Raw genomic sequence first — 25,058 nt, forward strand, 5'->3', positions numbered from 1 at the left:
CGGCGCCTCGGCGGGTCAGGGCAGCGCCTCGCCGGGTCCGGGGTGCGTCCGTAACCCGACGCCGCACCCAGTGCGCCCGCCGCCCTGCGCGGTGTGCGATTCGGCATCTGCAGGGCCCACGCGTAGTATGGAGCGCGCGCATTGCGGGGTGCCTTTCGTGGTGCCCGCATGAACGACCCGCACACTTCCGCCGCGGTCCCGGCCTGTCTCCGGCGACAGCGGCTGCCAGACTACGAGAGGGAAACCGTGAAGAGCTCCGTCGAGAACATCGACCCCACCCGGGTCAAGCTCAGCATTGACGCGCCTTTTGCCGAACTCAAGCCGAGCGTCGACGAGGCCTACAAGGAGATCGCCAAGCAGGTCAGCATCCCCGGCTTCCGCCGCGGCAAGGTGCCCGCCCGCATCATCGACCAGCGCGTGGGCCGCCCCGCCGTCATCCAGGAGGCAGTGAACAACAGCCTCGACGGCTTCTACCGCCAGGCGATCGCCGAGAACGACCTCACCCCTCTCGGCCAGCCCGAGGTCGAGGTCTCCGAGGTCCCCGGCCTCGACGGCAAGGACGAGGGCGATCTCTCCTTCACCATCGAGGTCGACGTGGCCCCGGCCATCGAGCTCCCCGCCTACGACTCGATCGAGGTCTCGGTCGACGCCGTCGAGGTCACGGATGAGGACGTCGAGGCCCAGCTCACCGAGCTGCGCACCCGCTTCGGCACGCTGGTGGGCGTGGACCGCCCGGCGACGAAGGACGACTTCGTCACCCTCGATCTCGTCGCCAAGATCGACGACGAGGAGATCGACACCGCTTCCGACATCTCCTACCAGGTGGGTGCCGGAACCATGCTCGAGGGCATGGACGAGGCTCTCGAGGGGCTCTCCGAGGGCGAGTCCACCACCTTCGAGACCACGATGGCCGGCGGCGACCACGCGGGTGAGAAGGGTCAGGTCACGCTCACCCTCAAGGCCGTCAAGGTCCGCGAGCTGCCCGAGGTGGACGACGAGTTCGCCCAGCTGGCCAGCGAGTTCGACACGGTCGAGGAGCTCCGGGAGGACCTGCGCAGGCAGGCCGCGGAGAAGAAGGAGTTCGACCAGGGCGTCGAGGCCCGCGACAAGGTCCTCGAGGCCCTCCTCGAGAAGATCGACCCGCCGGTCCCGGCCAAGCTGGTCGAGGACGAGGTGCACCGCCACCTGGAGGGCGAGAACCGCCTCGAGGACGACGAGCACCGTGCCGAGGTGACGGAGGAGACCACCCGCAACCTGCGCGTGCAGTTCATCCTCGACGCCGTCGTCAAGGCGGAAGAGGTCGAGGTCTCCCAGCAGGAGCTCATCGAGTACATCATCAACGCCTCCCAGCAGTACGGCATGAACCCCAACGAGTTCGCGCAGATGCTGGACCAGGGCGGTCAGGTGCAGGCCATCATGGGCGACGTGGCGCGCCGCAAGGGCCTCGCCGAGGTGCTGGCCAAGGCCGTCGTGAAGGATCCCGCGGGCGAGGTCGTCGACATGACGGCCTTCACCACCCCCGGTGGCGCCGCTGCCGCGGCGGCCGCTGAGGAGGAGGCCGAGGCGGAGACCGCCGAGGCCGAGCCGGTCGAGGCCGAGGAGGCCGCGGCCGAGGAGAAGTGACCTCCTGACCGCTTCATCCGCATGAGCGGAACGACCCCCGGGCACGCCGAGTGCCCGGGGGTCGCGCGCATCCGCGTCGCGCCGACGGGGCGCCCTTCACGCTGAGGGCGAACACCGGGCACTCCGCGGACTATTGCGGAGTCCGCGCGGGTTAGGCTTCGAGACGGATACGACACCCTCAGGAACAGGAGTGAGACGTGGCAGACGGAGGAAGCTCCTCGATCGTCCGGACGATGGCGCAGTCGCCCACCATGGCGGAGCAGTCCAGCGGGCTGGGCCTCGACGATCACATCTACAGCCGGCTCATGCGCGAGCGCATCATCTGGCTGGGTTCGGACGTGCGGGACGACAACGCGAACGTCATCTGCGCGCAGATGATGCTGCTGGCGGCCGAGGACCCGGACAAGGACATCCGGCTCTACATCAACTCGCCCGGCGGCTCCGTGACGGCGGGCATGGCCATCTACGACACGATGCAGTACATCCAGCCGGACGTCGCGACGGTGGCCATGGGCATGGCCGCCTCGATGGGGCAGTTCCTGCTGTCGTCCGGCGCCAAGGGCAAGCGGTTCGCGACCCCGCACGCGCGGATCCTCATGCACCAGCCGCTCGGCGGGATCGGCGGCACCGCCACGGACATCAAGATCCAGGCGGAGCTCATCCTGCACATGAAGCGGCAGATGGCCGAGCTCACGGCGGAGCAGACGGGGAAGTCCGTGGAGCAGATCCTCCGCGACAACGACCGCGACCACTGGTTCACCGCGGACGAGGCCCTGGAATACGGCTTCATCGACGGAGTGGTGACCAACGCGAGCGACGTCCCCACCGACTCGGGCCAGTGACGGCAGGCACTTCACACAAAGGACTCAGGATGAATCACACCCCTTGGGCGGCCGCGGGCCAGATGCCCTCCTCCCGCTACGTCATGCCGCAGTTCGAGGAGCGCACCCCCTACGGCTTCAAGCGCCAGGACCCCTACACCAAGCTGTTCGACGACCGCGTCATCTTCCTGGGCGTCCAGGTCGACGACACGAGCGCCGACGACGTGATGGCTCAGCTCCTCGTCCTGGAGTCCCAGGACCCGGACCGGGACATCACGCTCTACATCAACTCGCCCGGCGGCTCGTTCACGGCGATGACCGCAATCTACGACACGATGCAGTACATCAAGCCGGAGATCCAGACGGTGTGCCTGGGCCAGGCGGCCTCGGCGGCCGCCGTGCTCCTGGCCGCGGGCACCCCGGGCAAGCGCCTGGCGCTGCCCAACGCCCGCGTGCTCATCCACCAGCCCTCCATGCAGGGCGGCGGGCAGGGCCAGGCCTCGGACCTGGAGATCCAGGCGAACGAGGTCCTGCGCATGCGCACGTGGATGGAGGAGACCCTGGCCCAACATTCGAACCGGACGGCGGAGCAGGTCTCCAACGACGTCGAGCGCGACCTCTTCCTCACGGCGGAGGAGGCCAAGGACTACGGCCTCGTCGACCAGGTGCTGACGTCGCGGAAGGCGGCGCTGCAGGGCTGAGCGCCCGTCTGCGGCACGGACCGCGGCCCCGCGCCGGACGGATCCGGGCGATGACACGCCAGGAGCCGTCCGGCGCGTGTGCATCCGTGGCCTGTGGGATGCTTGGGACCAACGAGACAGCGGAGTATCTTGGAGGCACGGAGCTTCCAGGGAGGCAGTGAGAAGTGGCGCGCAGTGCAGAGGGAGCGGAACTCCTCAAGTGCAATTTCTGCGGCAAGTCGCAGAAGCAGGTCCGGAAGCTCATCGCCGGACCCGGGGTATACATCTGCGACGAGTGCATAGGGCTCTGCAACGAGATCATCGAGGAGGAGCTCAACCAGGCGGTCGAGGAGGCGGGTGAGGGGGCGCTCCCCACACCGCGGGAGATCTTCGACTTCCTGGAGGAGTACGTCGTGGGCCAGGAGCCGGCCAAGCGCGCCCTCGCCGTCGCCGTGTACAACCACTACAAGCGCATCCGCTCCCAGGCGGAGGCCTCCGAGGACGACGTGGAGATCGCGAAGTCCAACATCCTCATGGTGGGCCCCACGGGATCCGGCAAGACCTACCTCGCGCAGACCCTGGCGAAGAAGCTGGACGTGCCCTTCGCCGTGGCGGACGCCACGGCGCTCACGGAGGCCGGCTATGTGGGTGAGGACGTGGAGAACATCCTCCTCAAGCTCATCCAGGCCGCGGACTTCGACATCGAGAAGGCCCAGAAGGGCATCATCTACATCGACGAGATCGACAAGGTGGCCCGCAAGTCGGAGAACCCCTCGATCACCCGTGACGTGTCCGGCGAGGGCGTCCAGCAGGCGCTGCTGAAGATCCTCGAGGGCACGGAGGCGGCGGTGCCTCCGCAGGGCGGCCGGAAGCACCCGCACCAGGAGTTCCTCACCATCGACACGACGAACGTCCTGTTCATCGTCGCCGGAGCCTTCGCCGGACTGGAGGAGATCATCTCCTCCCGCCGGGGCAAGCACGGGATCGGGTTCGGTGCGCTCATCCAGTCCAAGGACGATCAGGAGGACGTCTTCGCGGAGCTCCAGCCGGAGGACCTGCACAAGTTCGGCCTGATCCCGGAGTTCATCGGCCGTCTGCCTGTGCTCGCGACGGTGGGGGAGCTGGATCGCGCCGCGCTCATCCAGATCCTCACGGGCCCGCGCAATGCGCTCATCAAGCAGTACCAGCGGATGTTCGAGTTCGACGGCGTGGAGCTGGTGTTCGAGGAGGAGGCCCTCGACGCGATCGCGGACCTCGCGCTGCTGCGCGGCACCGGAGCTCGCGGACTGCGCTCGATCATGGAGGAGGTCCTCCAGCCGGTCATGTTCGAGATCCCCTCGCGTGACGACGTGGACCGTGTGGTCGTCACGAAGGACACGGTGGAGGACAACGTCGCCCCCACGATCGTGCCCAAGCAGGCACCGGCGAAGCGCACGTCCCCGCGCCGCAAGAGCGCCTGAGCACAGAGTGCGAGGGCCCCGACCGTCTCCAGGACGGTCGGGGCCCTGCGGGTTCCGGGCGGGCCTCGGCGGGTCCGGCTCCCGTGAGGGTCCTCAGAGTTCGGAGGGCTGCACCACCACGAAGCCGGGACCGTGGAAGCGCATCTGCACGCTCTCCCCGGAACCGCGGCCCACGAACGAGCCGAGGGAGACGTCCGTGTGGATGTCCGGGCTGAGGTTCGCGGACCAGCACACCGCGGCCTGCGGATCGACGAAGGTGGGCTGCTGGGAGCAGTCGAGCACGAGCGGATCCCCCTGGCACGCGATCGCGGCCATGCCGTGCCCGGAGAGCACCACGTTGAACAGGCCCGCGCCCGAGGCCAGCGCACCGAGCCCCTTCACCCTGCGGATGTCGTCATTCAGGGTGGGGTCGTAGGCCAGCAGCGACTGGGAGTTGACGCTCAGCGCGTCGTTCTGCCCCTCCAGCTGCATCATGAAGATGTTGGCCGCGTTGCGGGCGAAGAACACCTCGCCCTGGCCCTCCGCGCGCATCATGGGGGTGTCCTCGCCGGTCATCTGCTTCTTGAGGAAGTTCCCCACAGAGCCGGAGCCCTGATGCTTGAACTGCACGCTGCCCTGATAGGCGACCATCGCACCCTTCGTGGCGACGACCGGGGTCTGCGGCGTGACGAGAGTGCGCAGCATCTTCTGCGACTGCAGGGTCCAGCGTTCGGTGGACTGGATCTCTGCGTTCCTCTTGGCGAACAGCTCAGAGCGCATCTGAGGTCTCCTCTGTGTATGGGTGCGCCGCGTGCCGGGCCGGCAGGGCGTGGTGACGGGAAAGACGAGGGGCGGAGCAGGTTCCCCCTGCTCCGCCCCTCAGCGTAGTCCTCCCCGGCAGCCGGCCCGCCGCCGGCGGTGTGGCAGATCCGTCACCGCCGCGCGCCGCACACGGGAGGCCGCGTCACTCCGCCTTGGCCTCGAACACCACGTCCGTGACAGTGACGGCCTCCGCGTCCGTGCCTTCGCCGGAGGCCCCCGCCGCGGCCTCGGCGGTGGTGAGCGCCTCCACGCGTCCGGCGGCGAGCAGATCCCCGCGAGCGGCCTCGAAGGCGGCCAGCACGGCGGCGGGTGCCGTGAGCACCGCGGACTCGATGCGGGTCTTCTGCGAGGCCTTGGCCTCGGTCTTGGCCTTGCGGACCTCGCCCAGGACAGCGGCGACGCGGGGCAGCAGGCCCTCCTCCGCCTCGGGGGCGGAGACGTCCCCGGTGGTGGGCCAGGCGGCGCGGTGCACGCTGCCGGTGCGCCACCAGGACCAGACCTCCTCCGTGACGAACGGCATGAACGGGGCGAAGAGCCGCAGCAGGACGTCCAGCGCGGTGGCCAGCGTGGCATGGGCGGAGAGCTGGCCGGCCTCGCCCCGGGCCCCGTACGCGCGGTCCTTGACGAGTTCGACGTAGTCGTCCGTGAAGTCCCAGAAGAAGGACTCCGCCAGGCGCAGCGCGTGGGCGCCGTCGTAGTCGGCCATGCGGGTGCCGCACTCCTCGACGACGGTCCTCAGCTGTGCGAGCACGGAGGCGTCGAGGGATTCCGTCACGAGGTCCGTCCGGCCCACCAGGCCGGAGTGCACACCCTGGGCGAGCGCGAACTTCGAGGCGTTGAGCAGCTTCATCGCCAGGCGGCGGCCGATCTGCATCTGCGCCGTGTCGTAGGCGGTGTCCGCGCCGAACTTGGCGCTCGCGGCCCAGTAGCGCACGGCGTCCGGCCCGAATCCGGGCTTGGACTCCGCGAGGATGTCCGAGGGCACGACCACGTTGCCCTTGGACTTCGACATCTTCTTGCGGTCCGGGTCGAGGATCCACCCGGACAGCGCGGTGCGGCGCCACGGCACGGAGTCGCACAGGGAGTTCGCCCGGACCATGGTGGAGAACAGCCAGGTGCGGATGATGTCGTGTCCCTGCGGTCGCAGGTCCATGGGGAAGGTGCAGGCGTTGAGGTCCTCGTCGCGCTTCCAGCCGGTGACGAGCTGCGGGGTGAGCGAGGAGGTCGCCCACGTGTCCAGCACGTCCGGATCCGCGGTGAAGCCGCCCGGCTGGTCCCGCTGCGCCTCCTCGTAGCCGGCCGGTGCCTGGGCCTGCGGGTCCACGGGCAGCTGCTCCGGAGCGGGCACGATCGGGTTCTCGTAGTCCGGGGTGCCGTCCGCGTCCAGGGAGTACCAGAGCGGGATGGCGACGCCGAAGTAGCGCTGGCGGCTCACCAGCCAGTCGCCGTTGAGTCCCTCGACCCAGTTCTCGTAGCGGGACCGCATGTAGCCGGGGTACCACTCGACCTCGCGGCCGCGGGCCAGCAGCTCCTCGCGCAGCTGGGCGGAGCGGCCGCCGTTGCGGATGTACCACTGCCGGGAGGTGACGACCTCGAGCGGCTTGTCGCCCTTCTCGTAGAACGGCACGGGGTGCGTGATGGGCTCCGGTTCGCCGATGAGGTCGCCGGACTCGCGGAGCAGATCGACGATCTCCTTGCGGGCGGAGAAGGTGGTCTTGCCGGCCAGCCGGCCGTAGAGCTCAGCCGCATCCGCCTTGGGGGAGTCCGCGATCCATGCCGGGGTCTCCCGGGCGAGGCGGCCGTCGCGGGTGATGACGGCGCGGGTGGGCAGGTCGAGCTCGCGCCACCAGGTCACGTCCGTGAGGTCGCCGAACGTGCAGACCATGGCGATGCCCGTGCCCTTGTCGGACTTCGCGAGCTCGTGGGACCGCACCTCCACCGCGACGCCGAACAGCGGGGAGACCACCGTCGTGCCGAAGTGCGGCCGGTAGCGCTCGTCGTCGGGGTGGGCGACGAGCGCGACGACGGCGGGGATGAGCTCCGGCCGCGAGGTGAGGATGACGATGGGTTCGGCATTCAGATCCGCGGTGCCGTCCCCGGCGGCCGGATAGAAGTTCACCCGGTGATAGGCGCCCTCCTTCTCCCGGTCCTCGAGCTCGGCCTGCGCCACGGCTGTGCCGAACGTCACGTCCCACATGGTGGGCGCGTCCTGCGAGTAGGCGTTGCCGCTCGCCAGGTCATCGAGGAAGGCCCGCTGGGACAGCGCGCGGGACGAGTCGTCGATCGTCCGGTAGGTGTACTTCCAGTCGACGGAGAGCCCCACTGTCCGGAACAGATCCTCGAAGACCTTCTCGTCCTCCGCGGAGAGGGTGAGGCAGAGCTCGATGAAGTTCTGACGGGAGACCTTGACGAAGTCCCGCGCGTTCCTGGCGGGCTTGGCCGGAGGGGTGAAGTCCGGGTCGTACGGCAGCTGCGGGTCGCAGGTGACGCCGTAGTAGTTCTGCACGCGGCGCTCCGTGGGCAGGCCGTTGTCGTCCCAGCCCAGCGGGTAGAAGACGTTCTTGCCGGTCATCCGCTGGTACCGGGCGATGACGTCCGTCTGCGTGTAGGAGAAGACGTGTCCCACGTGGAGCGAACCCGAGGCGGTGGGCGGGGGAGTGTCGATCGAGTAGACGGCCTCGCGGGTGGTGTCCGGGTCGAAGGCGTAGGTGCCCTCGGACTGCCACCGGGAGTCCCACTTGTCCTTGAGGCCCTCGAGCGCGGGCTTGGCCGGAAGATGCACCGTGTCGTGTGTGCTGGATTCGGGAATCGTCATGCGTGCGATTGTCCCACAGCGCCGCATGCCGCCGGACCGGTGCCCGCGTGGCCCCGGGCGGTGCTTCCGTGGCAATGTTGCAGCCATGGCTCTGATCGACAGGATCGACGAGGTGGGTCCGCCTCCGCGGTCCACGCAGTGGATGAACCCCGCCCGCACCCTCGCGATCCTCGCGGTCATCGCGATCCACACGATCGCCGACACGGTGGGCACGCGCTTCGCCGAACACGGCTCCGAGGCGTGGTGGATCGCGAACGTGATCGACAGCGCCTCACGGTGGTCCGTGCCGGTCTTCCTCATGATCTCCGGTGCGCTCGCCCTGGACCCGGCCAAGGGCGGCAGCCCGCGGGAGTTCCTCTCCAAGCGCTTCTGGCGGATCTTCGTCCCGCTGGTGGTGTGGACCGGCGTCTACATCCCCTACCGGCTCTTCGCCATGTCCGGCTACGAGACGGGCTGGAACCCGGTCCTCGCGATCCTCACCGGGTCCCCCTTCGTCCAGCTCTACTTCCTCTACGTGCTCGCCGTCCTCACGCTGCTGACGCCGTTCATGCGCCAGCTCACCGTCCACGGCTCCCGGCGCGCGCAGTGGGGCACCGCAGCGATCCTGCTGGGCATCGGCATGCTCGACCACTTCGCCAGCTACGTCTTCGACGTGGGCGACCCCAACATCGCCACGCGGTTCCTCCCTCTCATGGGCTACTACCTGCTGGGCTGGATCATGCGCGATCACCTGCTGCGCGGGGCGCAGGTGGTGTGGGCCGCGCTCGTCTTCCTCGCCGCCGTGGCGGTGACGATCCTCTGGGCGGGGCTGGGACCCGGGGCCGCGCCGTGGACGGCGGTGTACGAGTACCTCTCGCCCACGGTGGTCGTGATGAGCCTCTCCGGGTACCTCCTCCTCCACCGGCTGTTCGACGCGGACGGGCGCGGCTATCTGGGCCTGCGCCGCCTCTACCCGTACTCGTTCGGCGTGTTTCTCCTGCACCCGCTGTGCGTGTACACCTTCCGCGACTGGATCGGGGTGCCGGACTCCGTCCCGGCCGTCCTCGTCCACGGCCTCGTGCTCCCCCTCGTCTACGCGCTGCTCTGCACGGCGGTGACGTGGGCGGCGCTCAAGGTGCCCGTGCTCCGCGTGGCCTTCGGCGAGGTGCCGCGCAACGCCCCCGTGCCGGCGCCCCCGCCTCCGCCGGGGCACGCCTGAAGCCCGTTGTACGATGCGGGGCATGACAGTGCCCATGAACAGGATCTCCGTCGGCTGGCGGGTGGGAGCGGCCGCTCTCGCCTTCGGCATCCTCTGCGGCGGACAGGCGCTGGACACGAACGACTGGTTCCCGCTCGGCTCCCTCTCGCAGTACTCCGCCGCCAGGGACCTCGACGCGACGGTCTCCCGGACCGTCCTGGAGATGAGGTTCGAGGGCGAGGAGGAGTTCCGGGCCGTCGGCATCTCGCACGGGAACGTGGGCATCGTCCCCGGTGACCTGGACTCCCACCTGGGCGAGCTGCGCCGGGACCCCTCCCTGCTGGAGCCGCTGGCGCGCAACTACGCGAAGCTCCATCCGGACTCGCCCCCGGTCGAGGAGGTGCGCCTCACGCGGCGCGTCCACCAGCTGGAGAACGGCCGCGCCGTGGGCGAGCCGACGTTCGACGAGGTCGCGGAGCTGAAGGTGGGGGCCGCGTGAACCCGGTGCTCCGCTTCCTGCTCCCTGCCGTCCCGCTGGCGCGCGTGGCCTGCTTCCGCGTGATCGTCTACGCCTTCGTGCTGGTGGATGTGTGGACGCTGTCCAACGATGTCCTGCGGCACTCCCTCATCCCGGAGTTCTACTCGCCGCTGCTGCTGCCGCGGCTGCTCGGCATCCCGCCGGTGACGCAGGCAGGCGCGATCGCCCTCCTCGTGATCGTGACGGTGAGCTCACTGGTCGCGATGACCGGACGGCTCCCGCGGACCAGCGGGTGGATCGCGGCGGGCTCCTTCTGGTGCTGGATGTTCTACTCGCAGGGCTACGGCTACGTCGCCCACGACCACATGGCGCTCATGATCGCGGTGGTCGTGCTGCCCACGGTGGGTGCGGCCGGATTCCGGGACGACCGGCTTTCCCGGGCCGCCGGCTGGGCCCTGCGCTGCGTGCAGATCGCCGTGGTGCTCACCTATTTCTTCTCCGTCTGGTCCAAGTGGGTGCGCTCCGGGAACCTCGCCAACTGGGCCAACGGCGCGGTGTTCGTGTGGGCGATCATGCGGCGGGGCTCCTGGATCATCAGCTGGACGCTGGCCTTCCCCTGGCTGCTCATCGTGGCGCAGTGGTGCCTGCTCGTCGTCGAGATCCTCTCGCCCGTCGCTCTCTTCCTCAGGGATAGGTGGCTCTACCTCACGGTGGGCTTCTTCATGCTGTTCCACCTGGCGACGTTCCTGTCACTGGGCATCAGCTTCCTCCCCACTGTGATCTGCTGGGCGGCGTTCCTGCCGCTCGAGCGCGTGCTGTGGAAGGCGCGTCCGGGCCTCGCGCCGCAGCCGGCCGCGAGCGGGAGCTGAGCTTCCCTCAGCCCTCCGGTGACCCCTCAGCTCTCCGGTGACAGAGAGGGCAGCTCGCGGATGCCGAACTCCCGCCTGAGTGCGCTGCGCGCCGCGAACCAGCCGTTCATGCCGTGCACGCCGGGGCCGGGGGTGGTCGCGGCCGAACACAGGTAGTAGCCCGCAGCCGCCGGCCCGCCCACGGCCTCGCCGGCCTCGGAGCGGCTCACCAGATGCGGATCCCAGGTGAGCGCGGGCCGCGCCACCATCGTGAGCAGGGAGACGGTGCCGGTGGCGATGTCGCCGCCCACCAGGTTCTCGTTGTGCGCGGCCATCTCGGAGGCCGGGACGGAGGCGCTGGCCACGACGGTGTCGTGGAAGCCGGGGGCGAAGCGCTCGATCTGCCGGGTGACGGCCTCGGCGGGATCGATCGGCGAGTCGAAGGGGACGTGCGCGTACGCCCACACCGGCCGCAGCCCGCCGTGCGCGCGGGTGGGATCCACCGTCGCGGGATCGGAGACCAGCGTCACCGGGCGGGCGGGGAAGCGTCCGGCGGCCACCTGGGCCTCGGACGCAGCCATCTGCGCGCGCGTCCCGCCCAGGTGGACGGTGCCGGCGCGGGCCACGCGGGGATCCCGCCACGGCACGGGGGCGTTCACCACGAAGTCCACCTTCGCGGCGGCCGCACCGTGGCCCAGCGCCCGCAGCCGGTTGCGGGTGCGCGCCGGGAGGCGGGTGCCCAGGATCCTCGCCGCGGCCTCGGCGGTGGTGTCGAACAGGACGGCACGGGCGGCAGGGAGGTCCGCGGCACTCGTCACCCGCACACCGGTGCGCACGCTGCCGCCGTGGGCCTCCAGGTCCGCACGCAGCGCGTCGACGATCGCCTGGGAGCCGCCCCGGGGTACAGGCCAGCCGCCCGCATGGGCGAGCACCGCGAGGAGCATCGCCGCCGCCGAGGTGCCGGTCGAGGGAAGCCTGCCGATCGAGTGGGAGGCGACTCCGGTGAAGAGGGCCCGGGCCGGTTCGGTGGTGAGCGGTCGGGTCCAGGCGGGGGTGGACTGCTGGAGCATCCGGGCGACGAAGCCCGCCGCGAACGCCAGCTCGTCGGGCGAGCGCAGCTCTGCGGGCAGGGAGCGCTTGTCGCCCAGGCCCAGCGCCACCACCTGGTCCACGTGAGCCACGAGCGGGGCGAAGAAGCGGCGCCAGTGCGCGCCGTCGCGCCCCAGTCCCTCCGCCGTGCGCTCGAGGCTGTGCCAGGCGATCGCGGCGGGGCCGTCGTCGAGCGGCTGGGCGTAGGAGGCCTCGGGCACGTGCAGGCGCACGCCCCGGGCGGCGAGGTCGAACTCGCGCAGGAAGGGGCTTGCCAGCGCCATGGGATGCACGGCGGAGCACACGTCGTGCACGATGCCCTCGGCCAGACCGAGGTCCAGCGTCCGGGCGCCGCCGCCCACCGTGTCCTGGGCCTCGAGCACCTCCACCCGGAGACCGGCGCGCGCCAGGGTCACCGCGGCGGCGAGCCCGTTGGGCCCGGAGCCCACCACGACGGCGTCCGGGCCGGCGGCGGGGGTGGCCGGTGGACCGGCGGGGCGGGCATCGGAGTGTGCGGCGGAGGTCATGCGCCCAGACTAGCGGCGGTCGCCGCGTGTCCGCGTGCAGGAGTGCGACGGCGGATCAGCGGGGTCCGGAGTGCGGGACGGGTGACCTCCTTTACAGTGGGGGCGAACCGCAGAACCACTCCCTCAGGAGGAACTCATGACCGCTCTCCGCGCCGTCGTCACAGGAGCCAGCTCGGGAATGGGCGCCGCCACCGTCCGCCGCCTGCGTGCGCAGGGGTGGGACGTCGTCGCGGTCGCCAGGCGCGAGGAGGAGCTCCGCGCGCTCGCGGAGGAGACCGGCTGCGAATTCATCGTGGCGGACATGACCTCGGACGAGTCCGTGACGGCGATGGCGGAGCAGGTGCTCGCCGGAGGCCCGGTCAACTCCCTCGTCGCCAATGCGGGGGCCGCCTACGGACAGGACGAGGTCGCGGACTCGGATCCTGAGGACTGGGCCGGGATGTTCGACCTCAACGTGCTGGGCGTGGTGCGCTGCGTGAAGGCGCTGCTGCCCGCACTGGTGGAGAGCGGGCGCGGGGACATCGTCGTGATGTCGTCCACCGCCGGTCACATCGTCTACGAGGGCGGCGGGGGCTACGTCGCCTCGAAGCACGGAGCGCACACCGTGGCGGCGACGCTGCGGCTGGAGCTCGCGGGCAAGCCGGTGCGCGTCATCGAGATCGCTCCCGGGATGGTCGCCACGGAGGAGTTCTCCCGCAAGCGGCTGGGCTCGCAGGAGGCCGCGGACAAGGTCTACGCCGGCGTGGAGAAGCCGCTCACGGCGGATGACTGCGCCGACGCCGTCGTCTGGACCCTCACCCGGCCGCACCACTTCAACGTGGACCTCATGGTCATCCGGCCCATCGCCCAGGCGGCGCAGCACAAGGTGGCGCGCAACCAGGGACTCTGAGGCTCCCGTGCCGAGGGAGCTGACGGAGCGGGAGCGCGAGGTCGCCCTCGCCCTGATCCGCCGCGCCACGCCCTCGCCGGAGGCCGCGGACCGGGCCGGCTTCACGGCTGAGCAGGAGGTCGCATGGGAGCGGCCGGAGTCCCTCACGGCCGCGCAGCGGACACGGTGGGAGGAGCATCTCGCCGAGGCGGTGGTCACCCACGAGTGCGGGTGCGGCACGTGCCCCACGGTGGGGATGCGTCCGCGGGACCGCGCGGATGATCCGCGCCGGGACGATCGGGGCGGGCCCGGTGACTTCCGTGAGCGGATCATCCTGGAGGCCGCCGCGGAGAACGCGCAGCTCCTGCTGTTCGTGGACGACGGTGTCCCCGGCTGCATGGAGCTGGCCCCGATCTGCGAGGAGGGGCACCTGTGGACGGAGTTCCCGCCGCCGGAGGAGATCACGTTCTGAACGGTGCGTGCGGAAGCCTCACCCGCAGCGTGCGTCCACCCACTCCTGCCAGGCCGCGGTGAGCGGAGCCAGCGCCGCTGCGCCCTCCTCGCCGTAGAGGTAGCCGCGCACCATCACGTGACGCGAGTCCCCGTAGGTGAACTCGCCGACCTCGAGAAGCCCCGGGCACGGGTCCGTGAGCCGCAGTGAGACCACATCGTCCTCACAGGCGAGAACCGTCCCGGCGACGCGGACGCTCGCGCTCTCCTCGCCCGTCCCGCCCACCACGGCCTCGGCGACGGTGCCCGGCTCACCTGCCAGGCCCGAGGCCGCCGCGGCGGGTGAGTCCTCTCCGCGCCCGGCAGTGCGCTCCCGCTGCACGAGCAGCTGGCTCGTGGCTGCGGGGGCGAAGTGCTCGAGGTACTCGCCGAGGTTCGTGAGCGCGCCGTGCCAGCCCGGCAGGGTGGACTCGACGACATCTGCGTGGGCGGCACCGTCCTCGGGGAATCCCGAGGTCAGCGTGACCCTGACCTGCTCCGCGCCGTCCGGGCCGGCGGGCAGGGCCTCGACCGTCACCTCGGTGTGCCACTCCGGCAGCTCGGGTTCGTTCTCCACGTATGCGAGCCTGTGCGGAGCCTCGAACGCGGTGAGCGTGCCGTGGGAATCACCGAAGTCCCCGTGCCGCGTGGTGAACTCCTCGCCGGGTGCCGTGCCCACGACTGCGGGGACGAACCAGGCGCCCACGCCCTCTCCCGTCGCGACGGCCTCCCAGGCGGCGTCGACGGAGCCGGCCGCGGTGACCTGGGCGATTGCGACGACGCACTCGCCCTCTGCTGAGAGCCTGCTGGTGACGTGGGACATGGGGTTCCTCCCGGGTCGGTGCGTGTGCGTCCCAGGCTAGCCGTCGTGTCCAGCGGGCCGCGGTCCGTGCGGGGGAGCGGTGCGGTATCATCGTCGGTGCGTCGATCCGGCCATCACCGGGGAGCATCCGGAAGAACGGCCCAGCGGCTCAGTAGAACCGGACGGGCAGGCCCGTCACAGCCGAATGAGCGATCCGCCGGCACGCGATCCCCGCTCCGGGGAGTGCGGACAGGGCGGATAAGCGGGGTGGTACCGCGGCAGCGCTTCCTGCGCCGTCGTCCTCGCACGGGAGACGACCGTAAACAGGGTCGGACGCCGCGTGAGGTGCCCGGCCCGCGCACAAAAGGACGCTCATGAGCGAGAACATCTACCCCAAGCAGGGCTCGGCCTTCGGGCTGAGCGCCGCGCCCTCCTTCCCGGAGCTCGAGCGGCGGATCCTGGACTTCTGGGACGCGGACGACACCTTCCGCGCCAGTGTGGAGTCCCGTGACGCAGGCGAGAACGGCGAGAACGAGTTCGTCTTCTACGACGGACCCCCCTTCGCCAACGGCCTGCCGCACTACGGCCACCTGCTCACCAGCTACGTCAAGGACGTGGTGCCGCGCTACCAGACGATGCGCGGGAAGAAGGTCGAGCGCCGGTTCGGCTGGGACACGCACGGGCTGCCCGCGGAGCTCGAGTCCATGAAGCAGCTGGGGCTCAAGACCAAGGACGAGATCCTCGAGATGGGGATCGACAGGTTCAACGACGCCGCCCGCGAATCCGTCCTGCGCTACACGGACGAGTGGCAGGCCTACGTCAACCGCATGGGCCGCTGGGTCGACTTCGAGAACGACTACAAGACCCTCAACCCCACCTTCATGGAGTCCGTCCTCTGGGTGTTCAAGACCCTGTACGACAAGGGCCTCATCTACGAGGGCTACCGCGTGCTGCCCTACTGCTGGTCGGACGAGACGCCGCTGTCCAACCACGAGCTGCGCATGGACGACGATGTCTACAAGTCCCGGCAGGACCCGGCGGTGTCGATCGGCTACCGGCTGCTGGACAAGCCCGCCGGGCTGGAGGACCGCGAGGTCTGGGCCGTCATCTGGACCACCACGCCGTGGACCGTGCCGTCCAACCAGGCGATGGCCGTGAACCCGGAGGTCGACTACGTCGCCGTCACACCGGATCCGGAGCACTCCGCCGGCGAGCTGGCCGGGAAGACCCTCCTGTTCGCCGAGGCCCGTCTGGGCGCCTACGCCCGCGAGCTGGGCGAGAACCCGGAGATCGTCGCCTCCTACACCGGTGAGCAGCTGCTCGGCCTGCGCTACGAGCCGCCCTTCCCGTACTTCGAGGACCAGCAGGAGCGCTGGGGCGAGAAGACGCACACCATCCTCGCGGCGCCCTTCGTCACGACGGACGACGGCACCGGCATCGTCCACCAGTCGCCCGCGTTCGGTGAGGAGGACAAGGAGCTCACGGACACCTACGGCATCACCGCCGCCCGCCCCGTGGACGACGCCGGCCGCTTCGACTCCCAGGTGCCGGACTACGCCGGCCAGCAGGTGTTCGAGGCCAACAAGGCGATCATCGCGGACCTCAAGCACCACACCGGCCCGCTCGCCGGCCGCTCCGCGCTGCTCGTGCGCCACGAGACCTACGAGCACTCCTACCCGCACTGCTGGCGCTGCCGGAACCCCCTCATCTACCGCGCGGTGTCCTCCTGGTTCGTCTCCGTGACGAAGATCAAGGAGACGATGCTCGCGACCAATGAGGACATCACCTGGGTGCCGGGCAACGTCAAGCACGGCCAGTTCGGCAAGTGGCTGGAGAACGCCCGCGACTGGTCGATCACCCGCAACCGCTTCTGGGGCTCGCCCGTGCCGGTGTGGGTCTCCGACGACCCCGCACACCCGCGCACGGACGTCTACGGCTCGTTCGCGGAGCTGGAGCGGGACTTCGGCAGGCTGCCCACCGGACCGGACGGGGAGCCCAACCTCCACCGCCCCTACATCGACGAGCTCACCCGGCCCAACCCGGACGACCCCACGGGGAAGTCGACCATGCGCCGTGTGAGCGACATCCTCGACGTCTGGTTCGACTCCGGCTCCATGCCGTACGGCCAGGTGCACTACCCGTTCGAGAACGCGGACTGGTTCGAGAGCCACTACCCGGCGGACTTCATCGTCGAGTACATCGGGCAGACGCGCGGCTGGTTCTACACGCTGCACATCCTCGCCGCCGCGCTGTTCGGCAAGCCCGCGTTCCGCGACGTCATCTGCCACGGCATCGTGCTGGGCTCGGACGGGCAGAAGATGTCCAAGAGCCTGCGGAACTACCCGGACGTCAACGAGGTGTTCGACCGCGACGGCTCCGACGCCATGCGGTGGTTCCTCATGTCCAGCCCCATCCTGCGCGGCGGCAACCTCGTCGTCACGGAACAGGGGATCCGCGACGGCGTGCGCCAGGTGCTGCTGCCGCTGTGGAACGCCTGGCAGTTCTTCGCCACCTACGCCAACACGGCCGACGGGCCGGCGGGGCCGGGGACCGGGTACGAGGCCCAGGCCTCGCTGGAGTCCTCCCAGGTGCTCGACCGCTACCTCGTGGCGAAGACGCGCGAGTTCCTCGACGCCTTCCAGGCGCGGATGGACTCCTATGACATCTGGGGCGCCTGCGCGCTCACCCAGAGCCACATCGACATGCTCACCAACTGGTACGTGCGCCGTTCGCGCCGCCGGTTCTGGGACGGCACCCCGGACACGCACGAGACGTTCGACGTCTTCGCGACGGCCTTCGAGGCCACCCTCACCGCGATCGCGCCCCTGCTGCCGTTCGCCGCGGAGGAGATCTTCAAGTCCCTCACGGGCCGCCGGTCCGTGCACCTCGAGGACTTCCCCCGCGCGGAGGCCTTCCCCGCGGACCAGGGCCTCGTCGACGCGATGGACTTCACCCGCACCGTCTGCTCCGCCGGCTCCGCGCTGCGCAAGGCCAAGGGTCTGCGCGTGCGCCTGCCGCTGGCGGAGCTGGTCCTGGTGACGGACATGGAGCTGGGTGCGGAGTTCACGGAAATCATCGCCGACGAGCTCAACGTCAAGAGCGTTCGCGTGCTCACCTCCGCCCAGGCCCGCGAGGCCGGCTTCGTGTTCGAGCGCAGGCTCACGGTCAACGCCCGTGCCGCCGGCCCGCGCCTGGGCAAGGACGTGCAGTTCGCCATCCGCGGCTCCAAGTCCGGTGACTGGTCCGCCGAGGCCGGTGTGGTCACCGCCGGCGGCATCGAGCTGGTCGAGGGCGAGTACACGCTCGAGGAGATCGCGGAGTCCGCGAGCGAGTCGCAGGTGCTCGCGACTGTGGAGGGCGGCTTCATCGCTCTGGACACCTCTGTCACGGAGGAGCTGCGGGCGGAGGGGACCGCGCGTGACGCCGTCCGCGCGGTCCAGGGTGTGCGCAAGCAGCTCGACCTCGCGGTGACCGATCGCATCAGCGTGACCGTCTGGGCCGATGACCGCACGCGAGCGGCACTCGAGACCCACCGGGACCTCGTCGCAGGGGAGACCCTCGCCCGCGAGCTCACAGTCGCTCCTGCGGCCGAGGCCCCTGCCGCCGAGGCCGCGGCCGGGGTGTTCGCGACGGAGGAGCTGGGCGGCGACGCGCGCGTCCGGGTCGTCCGGCTCGATGCGGAGGCGGTGCGCGCATGAGCGCCGGGGACGTCTCCGCAGCCGGAAACGCCGCCGCTGCCGCGGAGTCCCCGCACGCCGAGGCCCTCGCACGGGTGTACGCCGCTCTGCTGGCCCGTGCGGGGGAGACCCTCGTGGAGCTGCGGCTGGACGCCACCCGGCGGGCATGCGAACTGCTGGGCGACATCCACACCGCGGCGCCGGCCATCATGCTCACGGGCACCAACGGCAAGACCTCGACCGCCCGCATGGTCGACACGCTGCTGACCGCCCACGATCTGCGGGTGGGGCGCTTCACGAGCCCGCACCTCACCCGGGTGACGGAGCGGATCAGCGTGGACGGCGAGGAGGTGGCGATCCAGGACTTCGTGCGCGTGTACGACGAGATCGCGCCGTTCCTCGAGATCGTCGACGCGCAGCTGGCCGCCGAGGAGCGCGCGCCGCTCACGTTCTTCGAGGCCCTCACCGTCCTCGCGCTCGCCGTCTTCGCGGACGCACCGGTGGACGTCATGGTCCTCGAGGTGGGCATGGGCGGCGAGTGGGACTCCACCAACGTCGTCGATGCCCAGGTCTGCGGCTTCACCGCTGTGGGCCTCGACCATCAGGCGTTCCTGGGGGAGACCCCGGGGGAGATCGCGCGGACCAAGGCGGGGATCCTCGACCGGAACGTGGATCCGTCGCCGGCACCCGCGCCCTTCGCCGTCATCGCCGCCCAGCCGGAGGAGGACGCCGCCGCCGCGCTCGCCGAGGAGGTGAGCCGCCGCGGCGTGACGGCCTGGCTCGAGGACCAGGGGTTCGGCCTCTACGAGCGCAGCCTCGCCGTGGACGGCCAGCTGGTGAGCATCCGCGGGATCGGCGGTGACTACCCGGAGCTCTTCCTGCCGCTGCACGGTGAGCACCAGGCGCACAACGCCGCCGTCGCGCTGGCGATCGCGGAGGCCTTCCTCACGGGAGGCGAGCGTCCCCTCGGGGCGGAGCCTGTGACGGACGCCTTCGCCGCGATGACGAGTCCGGGGCGGCTGGAGGTGCTCAAGGCCGAGCCGACGATCCTGGTGGACGGCGCGCACAATCCGGCGGGGGCGGCTGTCCTGGCAGCGGCCATGGAGGAGGCGTTCGATCTCACGGACACCACCGCCGTGCTCGGCATGTTCGCGGACAAGGACCCGCACGGAGTGCTCGAGCACGTGAGCCGGTTCGCGGACCGGGTGGTGGTGACGCAGGCGCTGAGCGAGCGTGCGATGGACCCGGAGGAGCTGGCGAAGGCCGCTCGGGAGTGGTTCGATCCGGACGACGTGACGCTTGCGCCCACCGTCAAGGACGCGCTCATGCGTGCGATCGACCTCGCCGATCTCGCGGAGTCCCGCAGCGGTGATCAGGCGCGCTCGGGGATCGTGGTCACCGGATCGCTCCTCACCGTGGCCGAGGCCCGCGTGCTGCTGCACCGGGGTGACGCCTCGTGAGCGCGGGCGGCGCATCCGCCCCCAGGTCCCAGCTGCCCGTGCTCTGCGGGACGGTCCTCGTGAGCGAGGTGCTGTGCCTCTACTTCGCCGGTCTCACCGGCTTCGGCCTGCGGCCGGAGCTGATGGGCTTCGGCGCGTTCATCGCGGTGCTCAGCGGCATTGCGGTCCTGCTCATCGCCGCGGCGGCCACGCTGCCGAGGAGGCGGGGCCAGAACCGGCCGGGCATCCTGCTGGGGTGGATCGGTCAGGTGCTCCTGCTGGCGATGGGCATCGTCCAGCCGGCGATGGTGGTGGTCGCGGTGGTGTTCGGGACGATGTGGGCGGTGGGCGTCTACTGGGGGAGAAGGATCGACCGGGAGAAGACCGCCCGCGGCGAGTGACGGGGCGCAGATTCCACCCGGGGACGAAGGGCCGACCGGGAGAAGACCGCCCGCGGCGAGTGACGGGGCCGGCCCCGTCTAGAATCGTGTGCGGAGCGGTCGGTCCCACCGGCCCGTCGCAGCAGTGAACGAACCTCTAGGAGAGTCATGACCGAACGCACCCTCATCCTCGTCAAGCCGGACGGAGTGGCCCGCGGCCTCTCCGGCGAGGTGCTCGCTCGGATCGAGCGGAAGGGCTACGTCCTCGAGGGCGTGGAGCTGGTGAACGCCACGGCGGAGCAGCTCGCCGCCCACTACGCCGAACACGAGGGCAAGCCCTTCTACCAGCCGCTCGTGGACTTCATGTCCTCCGGCCCGGTGCTCGCGGTGATCGCCTCCGGCGACGGCGTGATCGCGGGCTTCCGCTCGCTGGCCGGGACGACCGATCCCACGACGGCGGCGCCCGGCACCATCCGCGGCGACCTCGGCCGTGACTGGGGCGAGAAGGTGCAGAAGAACATCGTGCACGGCTCGGACTCGGTCGAGTCGGCGGAGCGCGAGATCGCCATCTGGTTCCCCGGCCGCTGAGGCGGGCCCGGCACCGAGCACGAAGGCTCAGGTCATGCACGCGATTGCGCGCATGACCTGAGCCTTCGTGCGAGCACGGCGGCGGATCAGAGCTGTGTGCTGAAGAACGTCCAGAACTGCACGAGGACGACGGCCGCGATGACGAACATCCAGAGGCAGGCCAGCAGCACGGGCATGCCGGAGAGCACCCGGGTGACGGCGTGGTCGCGGAGCCCGGCGCCGAAGGCCCCCGTGCGCACGTTGTGTGCCGTGACGACGCAGAACTGGAGGATGGTGACGGCCCAGACGACCATGCACCACGGGCAGCCGGCGCCGATCTCGAAGAGGGAGGCGTACTGCAGGTAGGTGACCATGACGACCCCGCCGGCCAGGCCGATGTTCAGGCCCACCAGCGCCCACCGCGGCAGGGGGGTGCGGGCCATGAGGAGCGCACCCAGCAGGACGGGGACGGCGAACGCGCCGATGCCCAGGAACTGGTTGGGGAAGCCGAAGATCTCCGACTGCGGGTAGACCATGACGCTGCTGCAGGAGAAGAACGGGTTGAGGTCGCAGGACAGCGCCGCATCCGCATCGCGCAGCAGGCGGATCTTGTCGATCGAGAGTTCGAAGGCGGAGAGCAGCCCCACCGCTCCCGTGACGAGGAGCAGGACGCCCAGGGGCACGCTGCGGACGAACCAGGGCCGGCTGATTTCGGGATCGGTACTCACGCTGAGAAGGATGCCAGGGTGCGGACAGCCTGTGCAAAGCCCGTGAGCCCCCGGGCGGACGCCTGCTGTGACATACTGTGAGCGGTGCAGATCCGACCACACCCGGATCGTTCGTCCGCTTCCACCGAGCTGAGCTGCGTGCCCTCCGGCGCTGACATCCCCAGCCGGTCGCCAAGCAGAAGCGGGACGCCACAGGCCGCCGCGCGCACTGCGCGAGCCTCACGTGGCTGACGCGCACCGCAGGTTTCGATGCCCGCCGCAGGCGTGCGGGCACAGCCGAACACCGTGGGACGGGGCAGGTGTGGCGCCGTCGCCGCGAACAGGAGAACCACCGCATGTCCACTTCAGACGACGGCCGTCTCGACCCGACGGCCGGCATCCTCGCAGATCTCGAATCGCTCCGCGCCTCCCGCCGCCAGGCGGAGGAGGGGACCGGAGCGGACTCCCGCCCGGAGGCCAAGGCCCTCCTCGACGACATCGCAGAGGCGGCCGCCCATCTCCGCGACGACTCACCGCAGGCTCCCGCGGAGCCCGAGGCGCAGCCGGCTGAGCGTCCCGCCCCCAAGTCCGCCCGCGCCTCGGTCGCCAATCGCGGGCTGGTCTTCGAGTCCTACATCGCAGACACCCACGACGCGGACGAGGACGACTCCGCTGAGGAGGAGCCTGGCACGGAGGAGACGGCGCCGGCACCGGCGGTGAGCGTCTCCAACCCCTTCTCGCACTTCGCGGACTCCGGGACCGGGGTCTTCACGCCGGTGGCGGCTCCTGCCGGCGGCGGTCTGCTGTTCCAGCCCCCGCAGGAGGACCTCGCGCAGCCGGTCGAGCCGGAGTGGTTCGACGACGAGGACGACGACTACGATGACGAGGAGCCCGCTGAGGACGGCGGCGACGGATCCGAGGACGAGAGCGCCGGCGACGATGAGCGCTCCGGCGACGACGAGGACCGCGGCCGTTCGCGGCGCCGGCGCGGTGGGCGCGGCCGGCGTTCGCGCGGCCGGGGACGCGATGCCGAGGCCGGGGACGACGAGACGACGAACGGCGGACGCCGGTCCGGAGAGTCCCAGGACCCGGGAGATTCCGACGGCCGCGACGAGGCGGCGGACGAGGACTCGGGCGAGGACGGCGACAGGCGCGGCCGCGGCAGGGGCCGGCGCCGTCGCGGAGGCGACGCCAAGGGCGGAGCCGATGCCAAGGGCGGTGAGTCCGGCGACGGCGGGGCCGCGCAGGACGGCAAGGACGACCGCAGGCAGGACCGCAAGGGCGGCGAGTCCGCAGACCGCGAGGCGGACGGCGGCGGGAACCGCTCCGGCGAGGCCGCAGGGTCCGCCGGCGGCGACCGTTCCGCGCGGTCCGAGGGGGGAGACGCCTCCGCGGAGGCGGACTCCGGCGAGGACGCGGACGACGAGGGCTCCCGCCGCCGGCGCCGGCGGCGGGCACGCGGCTCCCGCAAGGAGAGCGGTTCCTCGGAGGACGAGGTCACCGGCGTCAAGGGTTCCACCCGGCTCGAGGCCAAGCGGCAGCGCCGCCGTGAGGGCCGTGAGGCCGGTCGCCGGCGTCCGCTGCTCACCGAGGCGGAGTTCCTCGCGCGCCGCGAGTCGGTCACGCGCACCATGCTCGTCCGTGAGACAGCCGGACGCACTCAGCTCGTCGTGCTCGAGGACGGCATTGCCGTGGAGCACTACCTCAGCGAGCACAAGGCACAGGCCTCCCTGATCGGCAACGTGTACCTGGGCAAGGTCCAGAACGTGCTGCCCTCGATGGAGGCGGCATTCATCGACATCGGCAAGGGCCGCAATGCGGTGCTCTACGCCGGCGAGGTGAACTGGGACGCGCTCGGCATGAACGGCAAGCCGCACCGGATCGAGCAGGCGCTGAGCTCCGGCGATCCCGTGCTGGTCCAGGTGACGAAGGACCCGGTGGGCCACAAGGGTGCCCGGCTGACGAGCCAGATCTCGCTTCCCGGCCGCTTCCTCGTGTACATCCCCGGGAACTCCATGACCGGCATCAGCCGCAAGCTGCCGGACAACGAGCGCGCCCGCCTGAAGAAGCTCCTCAAGGAGATCCTGCCCGCGGACGCCGGCGTGATCGTGCGCACCGCCTCCGAGGGAGCCTCGGACGAGGAGCTCCGCCGGGACGTCGAGCGGCTCTCCAAGCGCTGGGAGTCGATCAGCAAGAAGTCGACCGCACCCAAGACCGGCGCGCCCAAGCTGCTCTACAGCGAGCCGGACATGATCGTGCGCATCATCCGCGACGTCTTCAACGAGGACTTCGACAGCCTCGTCATCGACGGTGACGGGGCCTGGGACACCATCCACGAGTACGTCGAGGCGGTGGCCCCGGATCTCCTGGAGCGCGTGAGCCGCTACGGTGCGCCGGGCACGGAGACGGAATCGCCCGCTGCCGAGGGCACGGACATCTTCGACCATTTCCGGGTGAGCGAGCAGATCGAGAAGGCGCTGAACCGGAAGGTGAATCTGCCCTCCGGCGGTTCGCTCGTCATCGACCGGACCGAGGCGATGACGGTCATCGACGTCAACACCGGCAAGTTCACCGGTTCCGGCGGGAATCTCGAGGAGACCGTCACCAAGAACAACCTGGAGGCGGCCGAGGAGGTCATCCGCCAGCTCCGGCTCCGCGACATCGGCGGCATCATCGTCGTCGACTTCATCGACATGGTCCTCGAGGCCAACCGTGACCTCGTCACGCGCAGGCTGGTGGAGTGCCTCTCGAGGGACCGCACGCGGCATCAGGTCGCCGAGGTGACCTCGCTGGGGCTCGTGCAGATGACGCGCAAGCGGATCGGCACCGGGCTGGCGGAGTCGCTCGTGGCGGCGGGAGAGGACCTCTCCGGTCGCGGCCTCCTGCTGCCGGGCACGGAGCCCGGCGAGGCACAGGGCGGCGGCCGCAGTGAGAAGGGGGACCGGCAGGAGCGCAGGTCCCGGAAGAAGGGGCGTGGTCAGAACGCGGAGCAGGGCGGCTCTCAGCAGGAGACGCCGGAGGCCGACGAACGGACCGAGCAGTCCCGGAACGCCGTTGCCGCGATCGCGAAGGCGACCCTCAAGCAGGAGGAGAAGCCCGGGGATCCCGAGGACGGCCGCGCGGACGGGGACGTGAAGTCCGGTGGGAAGGGGTCGTCTGCGGCGGAACCCGCTGCGGACGGACAGGGTGCGGCTGCGGACGCGCAGGACGGTGCGACCCCGCGCAAGCGCTCGCGCAGCCGCCGGTCGCGCGGTCGCCGTGACTCGACGGCTCTGCCGGAGGCCGCAGGCTCCGGCGGCGAGGCCGGGCAGGTCCAGGAGACGAAGCCGGCGGAGGCGGCCGAGCAGGAGCCCGCGGCGGAGAAGGCCGCGCAGGAGCCGGCACCTCTGCCCGAACCCTCCGGCCCGGCGCCGCTCATGATCGGTGCCGATGCCACCACGAGCGTGCAGCGCGCTCCGCGGAAGAAGGCCCCGGCGAAGAAGGCCCCGGCGGTGAAGGAGGCTCCGGCCCCGGTGGAGGAGAAGGAGCAGGCGCCCAAGGCCCCGGCAACGCCGATACTCCTCTTCGGCATGGAGGACTGATCGTCTCCGCCGAGGGCTGACGGGTCCTCCGCCTCCCCCGCCCCGTGGGGTGGGGGAGGAGCGGCAGGAGAGACTGCGGAGGGTGGGAGCGGAGCGCCGCTCCCGCCCTCCGCTCCGTTCGGGAGACGTTGCGGGCTTCGGTGGAGCGTTCGGGGAATCGGCCGCTCGTTCGACGCGGTCGAATCTCCGCGGCCAGTATGTCACGATTCGATAACGACAGTGATCCAGA

At 70.6% G+C, this 25,058-nt stretch carries 19 protein-coding genes; 14 read left to right on the forward strand and 5 right to left on the reverse strand.

Annotated features, from left to right (window positions below):
- Positions 1-246: 246 nt before the first annotated feature.
- From tig to clpX, 4 genes are all read left to right on the forward strand, one after another.
- Complete coding sequence (gene tig / locus ABD240_RS02060) at positions 247-1,623, forward strand: trigger factor (RefSeq protein WP_291794510.1); 1,377 nt, start codon at positions 247-249, stop codon at positions 1,621-1,623.
- A gap of 233 nt (positions 1,624-1,856) precedes the next feature.
- Entirely contained in the window at positions 1,857-2,465 is a 609-nt protein-coding gene (locus tag ABD240_RS02065) for an ATP-dependent Clp protease proteolytic subunit (RefSeq protein WP_291794557.1), read from the forward strand.
- A gap of 29 nt (positions 2,466-2,494) precedes the next feature.
- Positions 2,495-3,145 carry an ATP-dependent Clp protease proteolytic subunit gene (locus ABD240_RS02070; protein WP_344334723.1) on the forward strand — a complete coding sequence of 217 codons (651 nt, stop codon included), beginning with the start codon at positions 2,495-2,497 and terminating at the stop codon, positions 3,143-3,145.
- Positions 3,146-3,309: 164 nt separating this feature from the next.
- Positions 3,310-4,584 (forward strand): ATP-dependent Clp protease ATP-binding subunit ClpX, encoded by a 1,275-nt coding sequence (clpX, locus tag ABD240_RS02075; RefSeq protein ID WP_291794506.1) that lies wholly within the window; start codon positions 3,310-3,312, stop codon positions 4,582-4,584.
- A gap of 93 nt (positions 4,585-4,677) precedes the next feature.
- Here clpX and ABD240_RS02080 read toward each other — a convergent pair whose 3' ends face one another.
- A complete protein-coding gene (locus tag ABD240_RS02080; RefSeq protein ID WP_291794504.1) occupies positions 4,678-5,343 on the reverse strand; it encodes an AIM24 family protein in 666 nt (221 codons plus the stop codon).
- 184 nt (positions 5,344-5,527) lie between these two features.
- Positions 5,528-8,200, reverse strand: coding sequence for a valine--tRNA ligase (gene valS / locus ABD240_RS02085; protein WP_291794502.1), 2,673 nt, complete (start codon positions 8,198-8,200; stop codon positions 5,528-5,530).
- 85 nt (positions 8,201-8,285) lie between these two features.
- Here valS and ABD240_RS02090 point away from each other — a divergent pair, with 85 nt between their 5' ends.
- From ABD240_RS02090 to ABD240_RS02100, 3 genes are read left to right on the forward strand one after another with little or no spacing between them, the layout of a single operon-like run.
- Positions 8,286-9,398 carry an acyltransferase gene (locus ABD240_RS02090; protein WP_291794500.1) on the forward strand — a complete coding sequence of 371 codons (1,113 nt, stop codon included), beginning with the start codon at positions 8,286-8,288 and terminating at the stop codon, positions 9,396-9,398.
- Between the two features lie 22 nt (positions 9,399-9,420).
- The gene (locus ABD240_RS02095; protein WP_291794498.1) at positions 9,421-9,876 is read left to right on the forward strand and encodes a hypothetical protein; all 456 of its coding nucleotides are present in this window, start codon (positions 9,421-9,423) and stop codon (positions 9,874-9,876) included.
- Positions 9,873-10,724: a hypothetical protein gene (locus tag ABD240_RS02100; protein ID WP_344334725.1), complete on the forward strand. Its 852-nt coding sequence runs from the start codon at positions 9,873-9,875 to the stop codon at positions 10,722-10,724. Before ABD240_RS02095 ends, ABD240_RS02100 begins: the two co-directional genes overlap by 4 nt.
- Before the next feature lie 26 nt (positions 10,725-10,750).
- Here the strand turns inward: ABD240_RS02100 and ABD240_RS02105 are convergent, their stop codons facing one another.
- Positions 10,751-12,319: a phytoene desaturase family protein gene (locus ABD240_RS02105; protein ID WP_344334727.1), complete on the reverse strand. Its 1,569-nt coding sequence runs from the start codon at positions 12,317-12,319 to the stop codon at positions 10,751-10,753.
- 136 nt (positions 12,320-12,455) lie between these two features.
- On the opposite strand from ABD240_RS02105, the gene ABD240_RS02110 reads away from it, so the two are divergent.
- Both ABD240_RS02110 and ABD240_RS02115 read left to right on the forward strand, forming a co-directional pair.
- On the forward strand, positions 12,456-13,208 hold the full coding sequence (locus tag ABD240_RS02110; RefSeq protein WP_291794177.1) for an SDR family oxidoreductase: 753 nt from the start codon (positions 12,456-12,458) through the stop codon (positions 13,206-13,208).
- Between the two features lie 7 nt (positions 13,209-13,215).
- Positions 13,216-13,659, forward strand: a complete 444-nt coding sequence (locus ABD240_RS02115; RefSeq protein ID WP_291794175.1) for a hypothetical protein — start codon at positions 13,216-13,218, stop codon at positions 13,657-13,659.
- 18 nt (positions 13,660-13,677) lie between these two features.
- Here ABD240_RS02115 and ABD240_RS02120 read toward each other — a convergent pair whose 3' ends face one another.
- Positions 13,678-14,499, reverse strand: coding sequence for an SRPBCC family protein (locus tag ABD240_RS02120; RefSeq protein WP_291794173.1), 822 nt, complete (start codon positions 14,497-14,499; stop codon positions 13,678-13,680).
- Positions 14,500-14,852: 353 nt separating this feature from the next.
- Here ABD240_RS02120 and ileS point away from each other — a divergent pair, with 353 nt between their 5' ends.
- The 4 genes from ileS to ndk all read left to right on the forward strand — a co-directional run bounded on the left by ileS (position 14,853) and on the right by ndk (position 20,562).
- The gene (ileS, locus tag ABD240_RS02125) at positions 14,853-18,176 is read left to right on the forward strand and encodes an isoleucine--tRNA ligase (RefSeq protein WP_344334731.1); all 3,324 of its coding nucleotides are present in this window, start codon (positions 14,853-14,855) and stop codon (positions 18,174-18,176) included.
- The gene (locus ABD240_RS02130; protein ID WP_344334733.1) at positions 18,173-19,615 is read left to right on the forward strand and encodes a bifunctional folylpolyglutamate synthase/dihydrofolate synthase; all 1,443 of its coding nucleotides are present in this window, start codon (positions 18,173-18,175) and stop codon (positions 19,613-19,615) included. Before ileS ends, ABD240_RS02130 begins: the two co-directional genes overlap by 4 nt.
- Positions 19,612-19,995: a DUF4233 domain-containing protein gene (locus ABD240_RS02135; protein ID WP_291794167.1), complete on the forward strand. Its 384-nt coding sequence runs from the start codon at positions 19,612-19,614 to the stop codon at positions 19,993-19,995. Before ABD240_RS02130 ends, ABD240_RS02135 begins: the two co-directional genes overlap by 4 nt.
- Before the next feature lie 147 nt (positions 19,996-20,142).
- Positions 20,143-20,562 (forward strand): nucleoside-diphosphate kinase, encoded by a 420-nt coding sequence (gene ndk, locus ABD240_RS02140; RefSeq protein WP_344334735.1) that lies wholly within the window; start codon positions 20,143-20,145, stop codon positions 20,560-20,562.
- A gap of 86 nt (positions 20,563-20,648) precedes the next feature.
- Here the strand turns inward: ndk and ABD240_RS02145 are convergent, their stop codons facing one another.
- Complete coding sequence (locus ABD240_RS02145) at positions 20,649-21,269, reverse strand: vitamin K epoxide reductase family protein (protein WP_291794164.1); 621 nt, start codon at positions 21,267-21,269, stop codon at positions 20,649-20,651.
- Positions 21,270-21,604: 335 nt separating this feature from the next.
- On the opposite strand from ABD240_RS02145, the gene ABD240_RS02150 reads away from it, so the two are divergent.
- Complete coding sequence (locus ABD240_RS02150; protein ID WP_344334737.1) at positions 21,605-24,829, forward strand: Rne/Rng family ribonuclease; 3,225 nt, start codon at positions 21,605-21,607, stop codon at positions 24,827-24,829.
- Positions 24,830-25,058 lie beyond the last annotated feature (229 nt).

The organism is Brevibacterium salitolerans (assembly GCF_039531405.1).
GTDB classification, from domain to species: Bacteria; Actinomycetota; Actinomycetes; order Actinomycetales; family Brevibacteriaceae; genus Brevibacterium; species Brevibacterium salitolerans.